We start from the raw sequence: 17,987 nt of genomic DNA on the forward strand, positions 1-17,987 counted from the left end.
ACCTGCCCTCACACAATCCAGCAAGGTAGATGACTGATGAATTCCATAAGCCCCGGTATCAAATCCAGAGTGGTTCATTGCGTAGCAGCTCTGGCGATTGCGATTACACCGATCTTCGCCAGTGCTGCAAGTCAGCAACCGGGGAAAGGGGTGTCGGTCACGCCTATTTTTCCGACCATTTCCGAAGAGCGTTTTCGTGGTGAAATCGCTATGGCCGGTCTGAAGGAACTGGGTTATGACGTCAAGCCGCCCAAGGAAGCCGACTACCCGGCCATGATGCTCGCCCTGTCTTACGGCGATGCGGATTTTACCGTGCATGCCTGGGAGCAACTGCACGCCTCGTTCTACGCCAAAGCGGGAGGGGATGACACACTGGTAAAGGTCGGCACCATCATGCCGGGCGTGCTGCAAGGCTACATGATCGACAAGAAAACAGCGGACCAGTACCACATCACCTCCGTCGAAGACCTGAAGAAGCCTGAAATCGCCAAATTGTTCGACAGCAATGGCGACGGCAAGGCCGACATGACCGGCTGCAACCCAGGCTGGGGCTGCGAGGTCGTCGTCGAGCACCATATGAAAGCCTATGACCTTGAAAAAACCGTCACTGACAATCGTGGCTCTTACTTCGCGCTGATGGCCGACACTATTGCCCGCTTCAACGAGGGCAAGCCGATTCTTTACTTCACCTGGGTTCCTCAATGGATTTCCAGTGTGTTGATCGAGGGACGGGATGTGGTCTGGCTGTCGGTGCCGCGCACTGACCTGCCTGGCGGGAAGAACGATGTCAACACGCAGTACAAAGGTAAAAACCTTGGCTTCGCAGTGGATACGATTCGCGCGGTATTGAATAAGGACTTCGCCGAAAAGAACCCGGCTGCGGTGAAGTTCCTGTCTGAAATGCAGATCACCACGGACGATGAGAGTGCTCAGAATCTGAAAATGCACAACGGTGAAAAGTCCGCCGCTGATATCAGGCGTCACGCTGCTGAATGGATTGCAGCGCACCGTTCAGCCTACGATGGCTGGCTGGCAGACGCCCGCGCTGCCGCCAAATAAGTGTTGAGACGACTCATGGGCTGCCCTTGCGGGCGGCCTTTTTTATAGCCTGTTCATAGAGGACGTCCCATGTCCCTGTATTCATTCGTCCAGCAGTTCACGCTGAACGATGCACCTGCTGGCACGCGGCGGCTGATTGAAACCTGTCTGCTGGATATCATCGGTGTCGCTGCTGCCGCTCGCGACAATCAGACCAGCAGAGTGCTCAAGGAATATGCCGCAACGCATTATCCTGCCGTTTCGCTGGCCAGCCGTCTGTGGTTCGATGGCCGTTCGGTGCATCCTCTGGGCGCTGCCTGGGCAGGTGGTTTCAGCGTCGACAGTCTGGATGCGCACGAAGGGCATTTCACGTCCAAGGGCCATGCCGGTGCGACAGTCATTCCCGCCATCATCGCGTTGGTGGATGCGTATTGCGAGCGCGGCAGGACGATCAGTGGCGAGGAGCTACTGTGCCTGCTGACGCTGGGTTATGAAACTGCGCTACGGGCCGGTCGGGCGCTGATGGCGACTGCACCGGAATATCATGCATCGGGTGCGTTCTCCGGCGTAGGCGTCGTCTGTGCAGGCGCCCGGCTGTTGAAACTGGATGAAAACACGTTCAATCACGCGCTCGGGATCGCCGAGTACTTCGGGCCCAGATGCCCGATGATGCGGCTGGTCGATCATCCTTCGATGCTCAGAGACGCACACGGCGCTGGCGCGCACGCTGGAATAAATGCGCTGCTGATGGCTCAGGCGGGCGTGACCGGTGCGCCAGCGGCAACGGTCGAGTCGGCGTCTGTTGCCGGTTTCTGGGAAGGGTTGGGTGAGACGTGGGAGATCGATGAGCAATATTTCAAACCGTGGCCAGTGTGCCGCTGGGCGCAGCCTGCTCTGACTGCAATGACTCAGCTGATGAGTGTTCACGCGCAGATTGCACCGCACAACATCGAGTCCATCGAGATTCAGACGTTTCATGAATCGGTGAGATTGCAGGGACATCGCCCGAACAATGCCGATGAAGCACAGTACGCGCTGGCATTCCCGGTGGCGGCACTGGTCGCGCGTGGTCAAGTCGGTGCAGACGAAGTCACCGGCGCTTCGATTCATGCCGCCGATATTCTGAGTATCAGCCAGAAAATAACCATCTGCGAGGCGGACGACCTGTCGCAACGCTTCCCCCACGAGATCCTGTCGCGGGTCACGGTGCTGCTCAAGGACGGCACCGTCCTGCGCAGTCCGACAACGCCTGCGAAGGGCGACCCGGCCAACCCGATGTCGGCCCAGGAATTCATTGATAAATTCCGCGCATTCTCGGAGCCTGGCCTGGGACTTTCGCGCAGCCGGTTGCTGGAGCAGGCCGTGGCGAGCCTGGTGGACAAGCAGGACTGCGAAGGGCTCCTGAACCTTCTCCTGTCACCTGTCACACAACCCGGCTCAACCTGAGTTCAGCAGCATTTCGGAGGGTTGAATGCCATGGCCTACGTGTTTGAAAGTGTTCTGAAGGATCAGAATCTGCGCTATTCGTCGTTCGGTAAAAATGAGTCGACCCCGAAAACGGCGGTACGCGTTGCCTTCATTCTCATGGATCATTTTTCCATGATGGCTTTCACCGGAGCCATGGATGCATTGGTGACGGCAAACCTGATGAGCAGCCGTCCGACGTTCGACATTGTCAGGGCAGGAATGGACGGCGGGGTGGCGCGAAGCGATCTTGGCATCACGATTCCTACCGATCTGGACGTGGAGCGTTTACGTGACCGTTTCGATCTGCTGATTGTGGTCGGCGGCCTGCGAGTCGAGTTGAAAACCAACGCTTGCCTGAGGCGCAAGCTTCAGGCCGCAGCCTCCATGGGGGCGTGCATCGGCGGGCTGTGGAACGGCGCGTGGTTCCTGGCTGAGGCTCAGGTCATGAACGGTTACCAATGTGCGTTTCATCCGGATGGACGGGCGATCATGACCGAAGCCTATCCCGGCGTCCGTATCTGCGACCGAAGCCATGTGATTGATCGTGATCGTCTGACCTGTGCGGGCGCCAGCAGCTCGCTGCGGATGATGCTGGCGTACATGCGCACCACCCAGGGCAGCGCGCTGACCCGTGCAGTGGAAGAGATTCTGGGGTGTGACGAGCATGAGAACGCCCGTGGTGTCTGCGCGGTCTCTGTCGACTCCGATCCGACCCTGCCCCAGGCCTTGAAGGTGGCGCTGGAACTGATGCAGAACAACATTGAGGAGCCACTGAGTCTGGATGATCTTGCCGCGTGCGCGGGCGTGTCGAAGCGTCAGCTGGAGCGGCGTTTCTATCGCTTCATCGGTGCAGCGCCCGGTCGTTACTACCTCGAGCTGAGGCTGACACGAGCCCGGCAGTTGGTGCTGCAGACCAATCGTTCCATCACCGACATTGCCATGGCCACCGGGTTTGTCAGCCTGCCGCATTTTCAAAAGCGCTTTCGTGATTTCTTCGAGGCAGCACCTGGCAGTTATCGGGCCACGTATCAGCTGCGCAAGTAGCCTCGGGAAGTTGCAGCACCCGTCCGGGATCGTGCAGGGCATCTGCGCAGACCTTTCTGCGCTGATGCCCTGCAGTCATCTGCGGAAAATCACAGCTCTTTCTTCAAATGCTTTTCGATCTGCTCAAGCGACTTGCCCTTGGTTTCCGGCAGGCAGAGGAAGACGAAGATCAGCGAGCCGACGTTGATCGCTGCAAACACGAAGAAGGTCGGGTTACCGATGACATCGACCGCGATGGGGAAGGCGAACGCCACCGACGCGTTGAACAGCCATTGCATCGACACGGCAACGCCTGTCAGCAGACCTCTGACCTGCATCGGGAACAGTTCCGACATGAGCAGCCAGTAGACCGGCGAGATGCACATCTGCATGAACAGCAGAAACACCAGAATGCAGGCGAGGGCGGCATAGCTCTGGGTCAGGTTCTGCGGCATGAACTGCAACACACAGCCGAGCGCGGCCTGCATCAGGATCACGATGACCAGGCCGGTCATCAGCAAATGCCGACGACCGTAACGGCCAATCGCCCAGATGCCCAGTAGCGTTGCAATCACCGAAACCACGCCATTGCCGATGGTGGCGGTCAGCGCAGCGTTGGTGCCCATGCCAGTGGTCTTGAGAATGATCGGCGTGTAGTACATGAACGCGTTGACGCCGGTGAACTGGGCCGTGAAGCCCAGGCCAACGCCGATCAGCAGCAGTTTGATGACCCAGCTCTGACGCAACAGGTCCTTCACTGCGGGACGGTTGCGAGCCTGTTTGTCCTGAGCCTTCATCTCATCGACTTCGCGCTGGGCGTCTTCCTTGGTGTCGCGCAACTGTTCCAGCACATCCTGCGCGTCGTCAAAGCGGCCCTTGGACGCCAGCCAGCGTGGCGAGGGCGGTACGAAGAAGGTGCCGACCAGCAACAGCACGCCCGGAATCATCGCGATGGCCAGCATGTAGCGCCAGATGCCCGGCGTATGCAGCACTGCTGCCATGAAGGCGCTCAGCACGTAGGCCAGCAACTGACCGCTGACGATCATCAGTTCATTACGGCTGACCAGCCGGGCGCGACGTGACGGGCCAGCGATCTCGGCGATGAACACCGGTACAGTCGCCGAGCCACCGCCCACCGCGATGCCGAGCACAAAGCGTGCGGCGATCATGAATGGAATCGACGGGGCCATTGCCGTGCCCAAGGCACCGAAAATGAACAGGATCGACAACAGACGCAGTGTTACGCGGCGTCCATAACGGTCCGAGATATAACCGCTGGCAAGCGAGCCGAAAGCGGCGCCGACAATCAGTGAGGCGGTGACCAGACCTTCGCTATAGGCGTTGAGCCCCAGTCCGCCCTGGTCCATGGGCAACGTCATGAACGGCAATGCACCGGCGATGATGCCGGTGTCATAGCCGAATGCGAGTGCGCCCATGGTTGCAACGAGTACTGAAATGAAGATCAATCGGCCGGGTGAAGCCTGCTTTCGACCCGGCTGGCCTGCCGCTGTCGAGGTGATGCTTGAAGACATGAATATAAAGTCCTTCACGTGGGACCAGCGTCGTGCCAGTACAGATGTGAGGCTTAGGGCGGTGTCGGCGGTGTGAGTTCCGTAAGAAAGAAAAATCGATTCAGCTTGTTAAGGTTTTAGGTATGGACAACAGGGTCATGACTGGCTTTGAAGGCGTCGGCGCTTGCCTTGAACACCAGGCTTGGCGCTTTGCCTGGCACGTCATCCTGGATGCCAATGCGCTGCATGCCAATTTTCTCAAGTACCTTGATAGAAGCCGCATGATCAGGCCGTACCAGCCCGTAGACATCAGGCAACTGCAGCGTTTCGAAGGCGTGGACCAGTCCCGCTTTACCCAGTTGCGTAGCGAATCCTTTGCCCCATGCGCTAACCGCGAAGCGATAACCCAGATTGACGCGCATCTCGCCCAGATAGTCGTGGTGTGCGATGCCGCCGAACCCAATCACCTGATCTGGCGAATACTCAGTAGTAACGGCCCACCAGCCATAACCCCGCAGGGACCAATGCTCAAGCCAGCGCTCCAGGACTTTTTCGGCATGAGCAAGGGTGCGCAACGGGCCTGCCGGATTGAACAGGTGGGTTTGTGGATCGCCGTAAATGTCGAAAAGCGCTGGCAAGTCAGCGTGCGTGGGTTTCCTGTAGAGCAAGCGTGAATGGCGTTCAGTCATTGTGTTGTCACTGTTGAGAGGCATCGGATGGGTGTACTGCAGTCTGATGAGACTGCACGAAATCCACAAAAGCCCGCAAGGGCGAAGGCAGGTATCGACGTCCGGGGTAGTAAAGATACGGCCCGGGAAAGCTCGGCCACCATGACTCAAGTACGGGCTCGAGTTCACCCGTGGCGAAGTACGGCTTGAGCCACTCATCGAACAGGTTGATGACGCCCAGCCCGTCAATGGCGGACTGCACGGCCAGCTCCACACCACCGCCGATGCCGAAAATCATCGGGCCGGTCGGATCGACCCGGACGATCTCGTGCCGGTTTTCGTACTCCCAGAGCAGGATCGAGCCGCTGGGGAACTTGCCTCGCAGGCAGGCGTGGTCGAGCAGATCCCGAGGGTGCTCGGGGCGTCCCCTCGCGTCGAGGTATTTCGGCGAAGCAGCGGTGGCGAAGCGCTGAGTGCGCGGTCCGATGGGCACGGCGATCATGTCCTGCTCCAGTCGCTCGTCATAACGAATGCCCGCATCACACCCGGCTGCGAGTATGTCGACGAAGCTTTCTTCGACGATGACTTCGAGGCGGATGTCGGGGTAAGTCTGCAGAAAGGGCGTGATGATCGACGGCAGCACCAGTCGGGCGACGCTGAGCGGCACGTTCAGTTTCAGCGAACCCGAGGGACGGTCACGGAAGTCGTTGACCACGTCCAAAGCCGATTCGACTTCGCCCAGTGCAGGAACGATGCGCTCCATCAGTTTAGCGCCCGCTTCGGTGGGCAATACGCTGCGCGTAGTGCGGTTGAGCAGCCGAACGCCCAACCGGGTTTCCAGGCGGCGAATGGCGTCGCTGAGGCTTGAGGCGGATTGTCCGCTCAAGCGCGCCGCTTCACGAAAGCCCTTGGCGTTGACGACCGCCACAAAGGCGAGCAAATCCTGAATGTCGGTTTTCATTGTTCTCCATACCGTACAACCCGTGCAGATTGCACCCGATTATCGTAGCAGTGCTCGGCGCTTATAGTGCGATTCACACCTTCAAGCGAGACGCATCAGATGAGCATTCCGAACAATACAGGCAACTTTCTGCTGGGCGACCTACGGGTCAACCGAATGGGTTACGGGGCCATGCAGTTGGCAGGTCCGCAGGTGTTCGGCCCGGCAAAAGATCCGGCGGCAGCGGTCGCGGTCCTTCGCGAAGCCGTTGCGGCCGGTGTCAACCACATCGACACAGCCGATTTTTACGGCCCACACGTCACCAACCAGTTGATCCGTGAGGCGCTGCACCCGTATGCAGAGGACCTCGTCATCGTCACCAAGGTCGGCGCTGTGCGCGGGGCCGATGCGTCCTGGAATCCGGCGCAAAGCCCTGAAGAACTGGTTCGCGCCGTTCATGACAACCTGCGCAATCTCGGGCTGGAGGTTCTGGATGTGGTCAACTTTCGGGCATGGGGTGCTCATCAGGCACCTTCCGAAGGCTCCATAGAAGCATCGTTTACCGCACTTGCAGAACTGCAGCGTCAGGGACTCATCCGTCATCTGGGCCTCAGCAACGTGACAGGGGCACAGGTAAGGGAAGCTCAAGGCATCGCGGATATTGTCTGCGTGCAAAACCACTACAACCTGGCCCATCGGGTCGACGAGCCACTGATTGCGGAACTGGGCAGGCAGAAGATTGCTTATGTACCGTTCTTCCCGCTGGGAGGTTTCACGCCGTTGCAGTCTGAAACGCTCTCACGCGTAGCCGCGGCAATGGGCGCTTCACCGCTATGCGTGGCGCTGGCCTGGTTGATGCGGCGTGCCGACAATATCCTGCTGATTCCGGGGACGTCCTCGGTGGCGCATCTCAGGGAGAACCTCAGTGCGAGTGGCCTGGTGATTCCCCCTGAGCTATTGGCCGAGCTGGACAGAATTGCCTGACGAGCTCGCTGGCCAGGCGCTTACCCCAATCGACCTTCCTGGCGCAGCAAGGCGCCAATGCGTTTGATCTCTTTCTCGCCCTGATCAAGCGCCGCCTTGCTGGTGTGCACCGAGTAGTAGCCCATCACCAGATCGTGCGGATGCTTGATGGCTGAACCGAGCACGAACGACGTATCGCCATGAGCAACCAGATCAATCGCCCGGTCCGACTCTTCGAACACGGCGAGTTCGCCCGTCTCAATCAGACCGTTGGCGTTCAGCTGCCCCGTATTGACCGCAAGCCAGCCCACGGTGTGGCCAGCAGGGGGCGTGTAGCGCCAGTGCTCGCCGTCCTTGAGGGTGACCGCCAGGTAGTTCATACCCTCGGGTGCGGGAACGGGGCTTTTGGCAGTTCCGTATTCGCCCAGCAGCACACGTGCAGGGCCTTGCTGGGGGATTTTTGACGCGTCCAGGTAAACGCTCAGGGCCGGCCCGTTTTCCTGAGCAGCCGGCAGCGCAACCCAGAGCTGGAACCCTGTCATCGGCGAACTGTTGACGGGTTTGGCGTCATGCCATACGCCGTTGCCTGCGCTCATCCATTCCACGCCGCCTTCGGGCAGCACGCCGGATTTCCCCGTGGTGTCTTCATATGCCACTTCGCCTTCGATCATGTAGGTGAAGGTGGCGATGCCGGAGTGTGGGTGCATGCCAAAGCCTTTCTGGCCAGGTTCGGGCTTGAAACCGAAATGATCGAGAAAGACGAACGGCTTGAGGTGCTGACCCAGATCGCCAGGGCTCATCAGGCGGGTGATCGGCCCCTGGCGGGTGCCCTTGGTGCGATGAATGACCCGACGTGGAAGGGTGTTCACGGCAACGGAAGCTGCGGAATGACGTGGCATGGTGGAATCCTCATGAAGGAGGCTTTATCGCCTTGAGCCAAGCATATGCGCCTATTGATTGGTTGATTAGTTGGTATAGTCGGGATGGACCCATCCATATTTAAAGGGAATCGATCGGCAGATGCTTGACCTCAATGACGTCGCACTGTTCGTCCAAGTGGTACGCAACGGAAGCTTCGCGCAGGCCGCGAGGCAGCTTGGCGTGCCTTCCAATACGGTGAGCCGCCGCGTTCAGCAACTCGAGGAACAGCTGGGCGCGCGACTGTTGCAGCGATCCACGCGCAAGTTGGTCGTGACACAGACGGGGCAGGATTTTTTCGAGCGCTGCAAAGAGGCGGTGGATGGTCTGATCGATGCAGGGGAGCGAATCGTTTCAAGCGGCGAAATCCCCAGCGGCAAGGTGCGGGTTGCCGCGATGGCTGATTTCTTCGACTTTTTTTCGATGCAGTGGGTTGCCGATTTTCTTGCCCGATACCCGAAAGTGCAGCTGGAATTCGTCCTTGCCGATGCACGCTCCGATCTGATCGCCGAGCGTCTGGACATTGCGTTCAGGGGCGGGCCATTGCTGGACTCGGGTTATGTCGGCCGTCAATTGATTCCGGCAGGTACGGAAGGGATGGTTGCCAGCCCAGGTTACGTTCAGGCACATGGCATGCCCGAAGGGCTGGAGGATCTCATTGATCATTACTGCGTCAGTACTGGCCATCCCAGCGGGCTGACGACCTGGCGGCTGGTCGGGCCGCAAGGCACCGAGCATGCCGTGCAGCTCGCCAGTCGGTTCAATGCCAACACAGCTCAGGCACTGCGCCGGGCGACGCTGGCGGGGCTGGGGATTGCACTGCTGCCAATGGCGCTGATCGCTTCCGACCTCAAAGCCGGTCGACTGGTGCCGATACTGCCCAGGTATCAGCGCACCAGCCATGGTCTCCACGTTTTATACCCGAGCCGCCAGCATTTGCCACTGGCGGTTTCTGCGTTCATAGAGCTGGTCATGGAGAAGCTGCGAATGAACGAGTTTCCTGCGCAGTCAATTAATGGATAAACAGACGGGTCTCAAGGGATTCTGACGAAGTTGATGGCGGCCAGCGGGCCGAAGGGCAGGGTGGCCAGCCTTCCGCCGACGTCCAGCGCTCCCAAGTCAACCGGGAAGTAACCCGCGCTTTCTAGGATCCCGCGTACCACGCCCTTGGCGTCAGCGTCGTCGCCAGAATAGAACTGCACACGTTGCCCGCCCGCGACTTCCGGTTGTGTGAGCACTTGTACGTCCAGGTGATTCAGGGCTTTGACAAGCCGTGCGCCAGGCACCAGATCACGGACGATTTCACTCGAATGCCTGTCGCCAAGGTCAATGGCCTTGATGCCGTAGGCGGCAAGCGGGTTGCTCGGGTCGGTTGCATCCGGGGATTGAGGATCGAGGAACTCGACCGCGTTGGTGCCGTCAATCACGATGCGATTGTTCCAGGCAGGCAGTGTGCCCAGTACCTGAGGCAGAGCGCTCCAGCGCAGGGCGATCAGCACGACATCGGCACTGGCCGCTTCTTCAGCCGTGACGGCTTTGATCAGCGGGCCGGTTTCGTCTATGAGCGCCTGTAACGACTGCGGACCGCGGCTGTTCGCGATCATTGCCGAAACGCCTGCATTGGCCAGCGCGCGTGCCACGTTGGAGCCTAGGGCGCCAGAACCGAGAATGCCTATCGTCGTCATGCTAATTCCTGTCTTTTCGAGAAGGGGCTCAGGTTGAATCCGGACGCCCTGATGATCGAACGTTGGCTCGATCAAGTGAGACCTCATCGTATATATGTGTAACCGACACATCAACACTTATTTTTGAGTTATCTGCGCTTTGGGGTTTGTCTTCAATTTTTAGAAGGAGCGGGCGGGCGACTGTTTTTACAGTTCGAACGGTATCTCGAACTTGCCCAGTCTTGCGACTTCACTGGCAATGTCCGCAATGCTGACGGCGGCCAGCTCGGATTCCAGCGCTTCACGTGCGCGTGTCAATGCGGGCCGCAGGGCCTCAAGAATGTTGCCGCCGACGGCGCAGTTTTCACACGGTGGCGTGCGGTGCAGGGAAAATATTTCCGAGTCCTCCACGGCTCTGTACACATCGAGCAATCTGATGCTTTCGGCAGGCTTCGCAAGCAGTGCGCCGCCTCCTGCGCCGAGCTGCGAAGTGGTCAGTCCGGCTGCAGTCAGGCGCGACAGAATCCCCCGCACAACCACCGCGCTGGTATTGACGCTGTAAGCCAGATCCTCCGACCGCACAGGACGCCCGCCGCGAACGGCAAGCACGGAGAGGGTATGGACAGAGACTGCAAATCGGGTGCTGGTCGGCATTTCTGGGTGCTTTCGGTATGTTTCGGTATCGGCACATTACCGGCAATGCCCGGCAATTGAAAATCGCATGCGGTCGTCTGGGCTATTCGAGGCGATGTCCGTAAGTGAGAGTGAGGTGTGAAACAGGCCGCCCAGCTGTGAACTGACGTCACAGCAGCTGTGCCCCGCCAGCTGTTTTCAGTGCACAGGTGCTGCTCTAACCTTTTTGTCAGCCGAGGTCACAGCGTTTGACGCTGATCGTGATCTGCGGAATATCAACAGAGAGGATGCACCGTGAATACCCCGATCAAGCCTGATGAACTCGCCGTTCCCTATCAACTGCCTCAAGTTCCGTTCATGACGCCGGACATGGTCCACCCAGGTGTGATGACCCAGTGGCTGGAGGATAACGAACTCTGGGTGCCGGTGACCCGGACCGTATCGTTCAAGCCGCTGCTGCTCAATACTGCCGGTGGTTATTACATCAATCTGTTGCGCGTGCGGCAGGCCGGCGTGTTGTCGCGCCATCGTCACAGCGGGGGCGTGCACGCAATCGTTCTCAAGGGTCGCTGGTATTATCTGGAGCACGACTGGGTGGCTGAAGAAGGCTCCTTTGCCTATGAGCCACCCGGCGAAACCCACACCCTGTTCGTTCCCGAAGACGTCGAAGAGATGATCACCTGGTTTCACGTGCAGGGCGGTTACACCTATGTCGATCCTCAGGGTGTCGCCGTAGCCTATGAGGACGTGTTCACCAAACTTGAGGCGGCTCGGGCCCACTACGCTTCGCTGGGCTTGCCGGCGGATTACATCGAGCAGTTCATCCGCTAGATGTGGATGCAGTGGCTGAACGCGCTTCGGCGCGTTTTGTCCTTTGGAACCATTCAAACAGTCTTTCAATCGGCAGGAGCGTGCATGGATCATTATTCCCAGATGCTGGCGTTCATCTGGTCCACCGAATCTGGCAGTTTTTCGGCCGCGGCCCGTCAGCACCAGATGACACCGTCTGCTGTCAGCAAACTGATCTCGCGCCTGGAAAACCGGCTTCAGGTCAGGCTTTTCCAGCGCGGTTCGCGAATGCTCACCCTGACTGAAGAAGGTGCCGCTTATCTGCTCAGTGCCAGAGCGGTGGTTGATGCCATGAACGAGGCCGACTCGCTGGCCGAGGCATTGCCGTCCCGGGTCAGTGGTACGTTGCGTATCCATACCATGACTTCATTCGCCAGGCACCAGATCGTGCCATGGCTTCCGGAGTTTCTGGATTGCTATCCCGCGCTGGACGTGGAGATTCAACTGGGTGCGCAATTCGTCGATCACTTCGAGCACGGCCTGGATATCGCGATTCACAGCGGCGTTCTGCCCAGTTCGTCGCGCATTGCCAGACGTATCGGGGAGTGTCAGTGGTTGATCTGTGCCTCGCCGGATTATCTGACCAGACACGGTGTCCCGACGGTCCCGACCGATCTGCTGAACCACCGCTGCTTCAATTTCAGCTTTGTCAGCCCCTGGAACACCTGGTCGTTTCTACAGGACGGCGAAGGCGTTTCGGTCCCGGTCACCGCACGTGCATCCTTCACCCAGGGCGACCTGCTGCGTGACATGGCGCTCTCGGGCGCCGGCATCGTCAGGCTGGCTGACTTCCATGTCAGCCAGGACCTGCAGGCCGGTACGCTCGTGACAGTGCTGGATGCTTTCAGTCCAGAGGTCGTCGAGCCGATATACCTGTTGTATTCGGACCGAAAACACCTCAGTCCCAGAATCCGAACCTTCATCGATTTCTTTCAGGACAAGTGGCGCAGGCATCCCTGGCGCGTCAATTGCGAGTGATCACGATCTCCAGATACTCCGCTGGAACGACCAGCGACTTTCCGCAAGAGCGGTTCATCCGGGTGAGCAGTTCGGTTAGATCAGTCTTCAGATTATCTGCCTCAACCTTGGAAAGCGCCTTGAATGCCTTGTGCACCGGGCCGTACCAGCGGCTGAATATCTCTACGAAGTGTTCTGCTGACCGGTAACGAAAGTTGAACAGTCTGAGGTTGCTGCGGATTTCAGCAGCCTCGCGTGCGAACATCTGGTGAATATGGCCCTTTACGCCCCAGTTCGACGGCTTTGCCGCACCCTCGGGAGGCGGGACATGGCGGGCCAGCGTTGAAAACATCTGACCGACGAAGCCTTCTGGCGTCCAGCAGGTCAATCCGATGCGACCGTTTGGCCGACAGACCCGCGTCAGTTCTGTCGCAGCCTGTTCCTGATCCGGCGTGAACATCACGCCAAAGGTCGATAGCACGGCGTCGAATGTTGCGTCCTCGAACGGCAGCGCTTCTGCATCGGCTTCCTGGAACGCTACGTCGAAATGCTCGGCGCGTGCCCGTTCCCGGCCTCGCTCCAGAAGTGCGCCTACGTAATCGGTAGACGTCACGATGCAGCCTCGTCGTGCGGCTGCAAGTGTCGCGTTGCCGTTTCCGGCAGCGACGTCGAGCACGTATTCGTCGTGGTTCAAATCGCAGGATTCAGCCAACAGCTCGCCGGTGATGGATAGCGTGGTGCCGATGACGGTGTAGTCGCCGCAGCTCCAGGCTTCTCTCTGCCTGGCCTTGATGACTTGCAGATCGGTTGGGGTGTGCATGATAGGTGTCCTTTCCTGACAGATTGGAGAGGCAGGCACCCTGACTGCGAAGATCGGCAACGGTATGGCATGTGAGGAGATCGACCGGGCGGCTCAAGGACGCCCAGTCAGTGCCCGAGGTGCACTTGCCTGAGTGATCAAGCATAGCGGTGGTGTCGGCTATGCCTGTAAGCGAAGGGGTGAATGGTCGTTTGTTGCGGCCCGGCTTTGTAACCGGATTCTACGAGGCTACTTTATTCTGGAGGTCATGTAGATGAGGCGTACAGCGGCAAGGGTGATCGCTTCGGCATCGCCCTTGATGGTTTCCAGATGTGATCTGTCCAGATTCTCGTCATCGGAGCGGGCTTCGACCAGTCGGGTGACGTGATAAAGGTTCTGGGTCACTTCGTGCAGGCTGCCGTGCAGACGACCAAGTACGCGATTCAGCCGTTCCGAGTGCGTGTTTCCGTGGGTTTCTATCTGCGGGGTAGAACGTTCAAGGCTGAACCCGGTAACAACGTAAGTGACATCAATGCCAGCATCCGAGATGCGTGACAGGTAGTCGGCCCTGGGAGAGCGTATACCATTTTCGTAGTTGCCCTGGGCGTTGGTTTCGACGCCCCCAATGGCACCGAGTGCACTCTGGGAGAGCTTCAACCGCAGCCGTTCCCGTTTAAGTCGTGGACCAATTCCTGTCATATATCTGTCCTCAAGACACCGTCCACCGACATTGTCTCGGCAGTACCGCAATAATTAAGGTTTGCCGACCAGCGTGTATGACAACGACCGGAGCTCGTTCCGGTTCCATTACGCCGTAGAGCGCGTGCGCAACTTCAGGCAAGCGCCTGATAATGCTGGCACATTGTAATAGAGGGTTTGAACGAAATGATATCGTTTTGTACTTAGTTGAACTGTTTCAGCAGGCTTCAGTCTAGCGTTTCAAAGAACTGATCGAGGCCGTTCAAGGCCTCGATTATCTGTGCAGTCAGAGGCAGCGTGCAGTGGGCTGCTGGGCCCAACGTTCAGCGGTGCCGGCAATCTTCTCCGCCAGACGGCCAACGGCTTTCTGGTGCGCAATGATCAGGCCTTCCATGCCTGCTCCCGCCTGTTCACGGATCACGCTGCTGCAGGTCAGGTTGGTGCGTTTGCTGCCTGCTGTTGCGCCTGCGCTGCGCTGGGTGAGGGTCCAGACCACATCGATTAGCGCGTAATTGCCGGGCACCGATTCGAAGCGCCGCACGTCCGTGCGGATGGACAAGAGGGGCTGCTCGGTATTCTTGGGAAGCCCTGCCATGTCGCGACTGCCGAAGCGGCGCTCAAGCTGAGGCGTCAGCGCGTCATGAAATTCGTCGCCCAGCGGCGAGCCCCAGCGCTCGGTATCGAGTATCGCCAGACTGCCATCACCCTGACGTACCACCAGCGGCGGCTGGTCGACCTGTACCGGCATGATCACCGGCAGCATTTCGAACTGGAACGGCGCGGCCTGGCTGGCCGCAGCGGTGTTCGACGCCATCGGAGCGATGAGCGTGTAGTAATGAGTCTGGGTCGAGGTGCAGGCACTGATGCCCAGCGCAGCGGTCAGGGCTGCCAGTTTAAGGCGCAGGGTCATTGGTTCGGCTCCGCAATGGCTCGGGATGAAGAGGGTGCATTGAATGAACGCGGGGCAGCATCGCCGGTACGACCGCGGATCAGCGATTCGGGATGGCGGCTGAGGAAGTCGGTCAGCACGCGAACCGAGCGGGCTGTGCGCTGTACTTCATCCATTGCCTGGCCCAGTTGCTGACGCGCAGGTGAGTCTTCGGCCAGCGAGTCGTTGGCGGTCCCGAGGGTTTTTTCCGCCTGCTGCAAGGTGCCACGCATTTGCGGCAGGATGCTGCTGTTGACCTGTTTGAGGGTCTTCTGAAGCTCGCTCAGGCTGCCATTGAGGTTGGCGGCCAACTGATCGATCGGCAGTTTGCTGAGTTTCTCGACGAACGCCTGCAATTGTTCCTGCAGTTTGTCGAAGCTGCCCGGCACGGTCGGTATCTCCAGCGGACGGGCTTTGGGGTTGAACGTCACCTTCTGTGCCTTCGGATCGAACTCCATGGCGATGTACAGCTGGCCGGTCAGCAGGTTGCCGTTGCGAACCTGCGCACGCAGTCCGTTGGCGACGAATGCGCCCAGAACCCTGGCCGACTGTTCATCTTCGTCGCCCTTGCCGCCCAGTTCCTGGAGCTTGGATTCCGCTGCACCGAGGCGCTTGGGGTAGATCACTGCGCCGACGATGCCTGGGAACGTCTTGGTGGCCGGGTCGTAGTCCAGATCCACCGAGACCACTTTGCCGATATTGACCCCCAGGAAGTCGACCGGGGAGTTGACGGTCAGGCCGCGCAGCGACTGATTGAAGCGCATACGGATGTAGCGGGGCTCGCCGTCTGGCGGGGCCAGCGCGGTGGCCTGATCGTCGAATATCTTGAATTCGGCATATTCGTCGGCCGGCTTGGAGTCCGGGCTCCAGTTGGGTTCACGAAATGCCACGCCGCCGGAGATGATCGAGGTCAGCGACTGAGTATTGATCTTGAGGCCCGATGCGCCCACGGTGACGTCCACGCCGCTGGCGTTCCAGAAACGGGTATCGGTGGTGATGTACTGGTCATTGGGTGAGCTGATGAAAATCTGGATATCGACGCCACGGCCATCCTTGGACAGTTCATAGCCGACCACCTGACCCACCTGAATCCGGCGGAAATAGATCGGCGAGCCAATGTCCAGCGACCCAAGGTCGTCGGTATGCAGAATGAAGCGCTTGCCTTTTTCGCCGAACGTCACCGGGGGCGGCGTTTCCAGACCGGTGAACTCATTCTTGGTGTCCTGCGCGCTGCCCGCATCCGCGCCGATGAAAGCACCGGACAGCAGGGTGTCGACGCCCGATACGCCATGTGCACCGATGCGCGGCCGTACGACCCAGAATTGGCTGTCGATGCGGGTAAACGGGTGCGCAGTGTTATTGAGCTCAATGGTGGCCAGCACATGGGTGCGGTCATCGCTGAGGGTGATGTCGGTCACCATGCCAATGACCACGTTCTTGTACTTGACCTGAGTCTTGTTGGCTTCAAGACCTTCTGCCGTGAGAAAACTCACGGTGATCCTCGGGCCGATGTTCATCCAGTCATGAAAGGCCATGGACAGGCCGATCAGCCCTGCGACGATAGGCACCAGCCAGATCAGCGAAATGCGCACGCGGCGCCGCTTAACCTCGGGGCGGGGCATCGAAGCAGAAGGGGGGAGGGTATTGTCAGACATCTTCAACCTCTGCGTCCCAGATAAGCCGGGGATCGAAACTCATGGCGGCGAACATCGTCATCACCACAACCAAACCAAAAAACAGAATGCCGATCCGCGGCTCGATGGTGCTCAGCTCACGAAACTGCACAAGGGATGCCACCAGGGCGACGACCAGTACATCGAGCATTGACCAGTAGCCGATCAGTTCGATGAACCGGTAAAGACGGGCGCGTTCGCGCATGGCCCAGCGGCTGCGGCGCTGGCAGGTGATCAGCAGCATGCCCAGCACCAGAAATTTGATGCACGGCACGACTACGCTGGCCACGAAGATCAATATGGCGATGTCCCACGAGCCGCTTTCGAAGAACTCGATGACGCCGCTCATGATGGTGTTCTGGCTGCTGTTGCCCAGCAGTGAGGTGTACATCACCGGCAATGTATTGGCCGGAATGTAGAAAATCAGCGCGGCGATCAGGTAGGCCCAGGTGCGAACGACACTGTTGGGCTTGCGTCGGTGCACCGGCGAATCGCAGCGCGGGCAGCGGCTGGCGTCTTCCTGACAGGCGTAACCGCAGGTGTGGCACAGGCACAGTTTGTGTTCATGGGCGAAAGGGATGCCGTTCATTCAGCCTTGACTCCCAGTTCGTCCCATAGGTCACGAATCCCCTTGTTGGCGATCAGCAGGATCAGCACCATCAGCATCGCCATGGCCCAGAGCCCTACGCCGGGGTGCACATCGAGCATGCCTGCCAGCTTGATGATCGCCACCAGAATGCCCAGCATGCACACTTCCAGCATGCTCCAGGGGCGCAGGTGTTCCAGTGCGCGCATGCAGGTCTTGAAGCCCGGCGCGATGACGCCCCTGTTGGCATGCAGCAGCACCCAGAACAGCAGGGCGATCTGTAGCAGCGGGGCGAAGATGATCGCGACGCCTGCTACCAGAGCAATGATGGTGATGCGTCCCTGGGCCAGCGCCTCGACCGACTGCCAGAGCGTGACCTCGTTGGTCAGGCCTTTCATGCTGATGCTGATTACCGGAAAGATGTTGGCGAAGACGAAGAAGATCGCGGCAGCAATGGTCAGGGCCAGCAGTTGCTCGATGCTCATGCGCCGTCCCCGGCCGAGCACTGCGCGGCAACGCAGGCAGAACGCGGCATCGCCGGGTTTCAACGGTTGGGCTTCATACAACGAATCGCAGTGTTCGCAGATGATCAGGTCCGGTGGGTGTCTCGTGGAATGCACAGTGCTCATCGACGCCGTTGATGCAGAGTTCTGGGTGGAAGATCGGAGGTT

General features: G+C 59.2%; 19 protein-coding genes. 7 read left to right on the forward strand and 12 right to left on the reverse strand.

Going from position 1 to position 17,987, the window contains the following annotated elements; all coding sequences use genetic code 11:
- Positions 1 to 36 precede the first annotated feature (36 nt).
- The 3 genes from proX to CFBP1590_RS11915 all read left to right on the forward strand — a co-directional run bounded on the left by proX (position 37) and on the right by CFBP1590_RS11915 (position 3,549).
- On the forward strand, positions 37 to 1,059 hold the full coding sequence (proX, locus tag CFBP1590_RS11905) for a glycine betaine/L-proline ABC transporter substrate-binding protein ProX (RefSeq protein ID WP_088235089.1): 1,023 nt from the start codon (positions 37 to 39) through the stop codon (positions 1,057 to 1,059).
- Positions 1,060 to 1,128: 69 nt separating this feature from the next.
- Complete coding sequence (locus CFBP1590_RS11910) at positions 1,129 to 2,484, forward strand: MmgE/PrpD family protein (RefSeq protein ID WP_088235090.1); 1,356 nt, start codon at positions 1,129 to 1,131, stop codon at positions 2,482 to 2,484.
- Between the two features lie 30 nt (positions 2,485 to 2,514).
- Positions 2,515 to 3,549, forward strand: coding sequence for a GlxA family transcriptional regulator (locus tag CFBP1590_RS11915; RefSeq protein ID WP_088235091.1), 1,035 nt, complete (start codon positions 2,515 to 2,517; stop codon positions 3,547 to 3,549).
- Between the two features lie 89 nt (positions 3,550 to 3,638).
- Here the strand turns inward: CFBP1590_RS11915 and CFBP1590_RS11920 are convergent, their stop codons facing one another.
- The 3 genes from CFBP1590_RS11920 to CFBP1590_RS11930 all read right to left on the reverse strand — a co-directional run bounded on the left by CFBP1590_RS11920 (position 3,639) and on the right by CFBP1590_RS11930 (position 6,668).
- Entirely contained in the window at positions 3,639 to 5,060 is a 1,422-nt protein-coding gene (locus CFBP1590_RS11920; RefSeq protein WP_025994598.1) for a sugar porter family MFS transporter, read from the reverse strand.
- A gap of 116 nt (positions 5,061 to 5,176) precedes the next feature.
- Complete coding sequence (locus CFBP1590_RS11925; RefSeq protein ID WP_088235092.1) at positions 5,177 to 5,728, reverse strand: GNAT family N-acetyltransferase; 552 nt, start codon at positions 5,726 to 5,728, stop codon at positions 5,177 to 5,179.
- Between the two features lie 7 nt (positions 5,729 to 5,735).
- Entirely contained in the window at positions 5,736 to 6,668 is a 933-nt protein-coding gene (locus CFBP1590_RS11930; protein ID WP_088235093.1) for a LysR family transcriptional regulator, read from the reverse strand.
- A gap of 99 nt (positions 6,669 to 6,767) precedes the next feature.
- On the opposite strand from CFBP1590_RS11930, the gene CFBP1590_RS11935 reads away from it, so the two are divergent.
- On the forward strand, positions 6,768 to 7,631 hold the full coding sequence (locus tag CFBP1590_RS11935; protein WP_088235094.1) for an aldo/keto reductase family oxidoreductase: 864 nt from the start codon (positions 6,768 to 6,770) through the stop codon (positions 7,629 to 7,631).
- A gap of 20 nt (positions 7,632 to 7,651) precedes the next feature.
- On the opposite strand, the gene CFBP1590_RS11940 is transcribed toward CFBP1590_RS11935, so the two are convergent.
- On the reverse strand, positions 7,652 to 8,509 hold the full coding sequence (locus tag CFBP1590_RS11940; protein WP_058431649.1) for a pirin family protein: 858 nt from the start codon (positions 8,507 to 8,509) through the stop codon (positions 7,652 to 7,654).
- A gap of 121 nt (positions 8,510 to 8,630) precedes the next feature.
- Between CFBP1590_RS11940 and CFBP1590_RS11945 the strand changes: the two genes are divergently transcribed.
- Positions 8,631 to 9,551: a LysR family transcriptional regulator gene (locus tag CFBP1590_RS11945; protein WP_032664096.1), complete on the forward strand. Its 921-nt coding sequence runs from the start codon at positions 8,631 to 8,633 to the stop codon at positions 9,549 to 9,551.
- A gap of 11 nt (positions 9,552 to 9,562) precedes the next feature.
- Here CFBP1590_RS11945 and CFBP1590_RS11950 read toward each other — a convergent pair whose 3' ends face one another.
- Positions 9,563 to 10,213 (reverse strand): NADPH-dependent F420 reductase, encoded by a 651-nt coding sequence (locus tag CFBP1590_RS11950; protein WP_029243432.1) that lies wholly within the window; start codon positions 10,211 to 10,213, stop codon positions 9,563 to 9,565.
- 186 nt (positions 10,214 to 10,399) lie between these two features.
- Positions 10,400 to 10,846: an Rrf2 family transcriptional regulator gene (locus CFBP1590_RS11955; RefSeq protein WP_004882045.1), complete on the reverse strand. Its 447-nt coding sequence runs from the start codon at positions 10,844 to 10,846 to the stop codon at positions 10,400 to 10,402.
- Between the two features lie 273 nt (positions 10,847 to 11,119).
- Between CFBP1590_RS11955 and CFBP1590_RS11960 the strand changes: the two genes are divergently transcribed.
- Positions 11,120 to 11,656 (forward strand): 2,4'-dihydroxyacetophenone dioxygenase family protein, encoded by a 537-nt coding sequence (locus CFBP1590_RS11960; RefSeq protein ID WP_088235095.1) that lies wholly within the window; start codon positions 11,120 to 11,122, stop codon positions 11,654 to 11,656.
- 84 nt (positions 11,657 to 11,740) lie between these two features.
- Positions 11,741 to 12,652 carry a LysR family transcriptional regulator gene (locus tag CFBP1590_RS11965; protein ID WP_088235096.1) on the forward strand — a complete coding sequence of 304 codons (912 nt, stop codon included), beginning with the start codon at positions 11,741 to 11,743 and terminating at the stop codon, positions 12,650 to 12,652.
- Here CFBP1590_RS11965 and CFBP1590_RS11970 read toward each other — a convergent pair.
- The 6 genes from CFBP1590_RS11970 to CFBP1590_RS11995 form a co-directional block, all read right to left on the reverse strand.
- A complete protein-coding gene (locus tag CFBP1590_RS11970) occupies positions 12,639 to 13,451 on the reverse strand; it encodes a class I SAM-dependent methyltransferase (RefSeq protein ID WP_088235097.1) in 813 nt (270 codons plus the stop codon). The two genes, CFBP1590_RS11965 and CFBP1590_RS11970, sit on opposite strands and share 14 nt — an antisense overlap.
- A 228-nt stretch (positions 13,452 to 13,679) precedes the next feature.
- Entirely contained in the window at positions 13,680 to 14,129 is a 450-nt protein-coding gene (locus CFBP1590_RS11975) for a helix-turn-helix domain-containing protein (RefSeq protein ID WP_029243428.1), read from the reverse strand.
- Between the two features lie 286 nt (positions 14,130 to 14,415).
- Positions 14,416 to 15,039 (reverse strand): PqiC family protein, encoded by a 624-nt coding sequence (locus tag CFBP1590_RS11980; RefSeq protein ID WP_058431655.1) that lies wholly within the window; start codon positions 15,037 to 15,039, stop codon positions 14,416 to 14,418.
- Positions 15,036 to 16,712, reverse strand: coding sequence for a PqiB family protein (locus tag CFBP1590_RS11985; RefSeq protein WP_088235098.1), 1,677 nt, complete (start codon positions 16,710 to 16,712; stop codon positions 15,036 to 15,038). The genes CFBP1590_RS11980 and CFBP1590_RS11985 overlap by 4 nt, the downstream gene beginning before the upstream one ends.
- Positions 16,705 to 17,319 (reverse strand): paraquat-inducible protein A, encoded by a 615-nt coding sequence (locus CFBP1590_RS11990; RefSeq protein ID WP_088235099.1) that lies wholly within the window; start codon positions 17,317 to 17,319, stop codon positions 16,705 to 16,707. Before CFBP1590_RS11990 ends, CFBP1590_RS11985 begins: the two co-directional genes overlap by 8 nt.
- Positions 17,316 to 17,945, reverse strand: a complete 630-nt coding sequence (locus CFBP1590_RS11995) for a paraquat-inducible protein A (RefSeq protein ID WP_025994587.1) — start codon at positions 17,943 to 17,945, stop codon at positions 17,316 to 17,318. The genes CFBP1590_RS11990 and CFBP1590_RS11995 overlap by 4 nt, the downstream gene beginning before the upstream one ends.
- Positions 17,946 to 17,987: the final 42 nt, after the last annotated feature.

Source organism: Pseudomonas viridiflava, assembly GCF_900184295.1.
GTDB classification, from domain to species: Bacteria; Pseudomonadota; Gammaproteobacteria; order Pseudomonadales; family Pseudomonadaceae; genus Aquipseudomonas; species Aquipseudomonas viridiflava.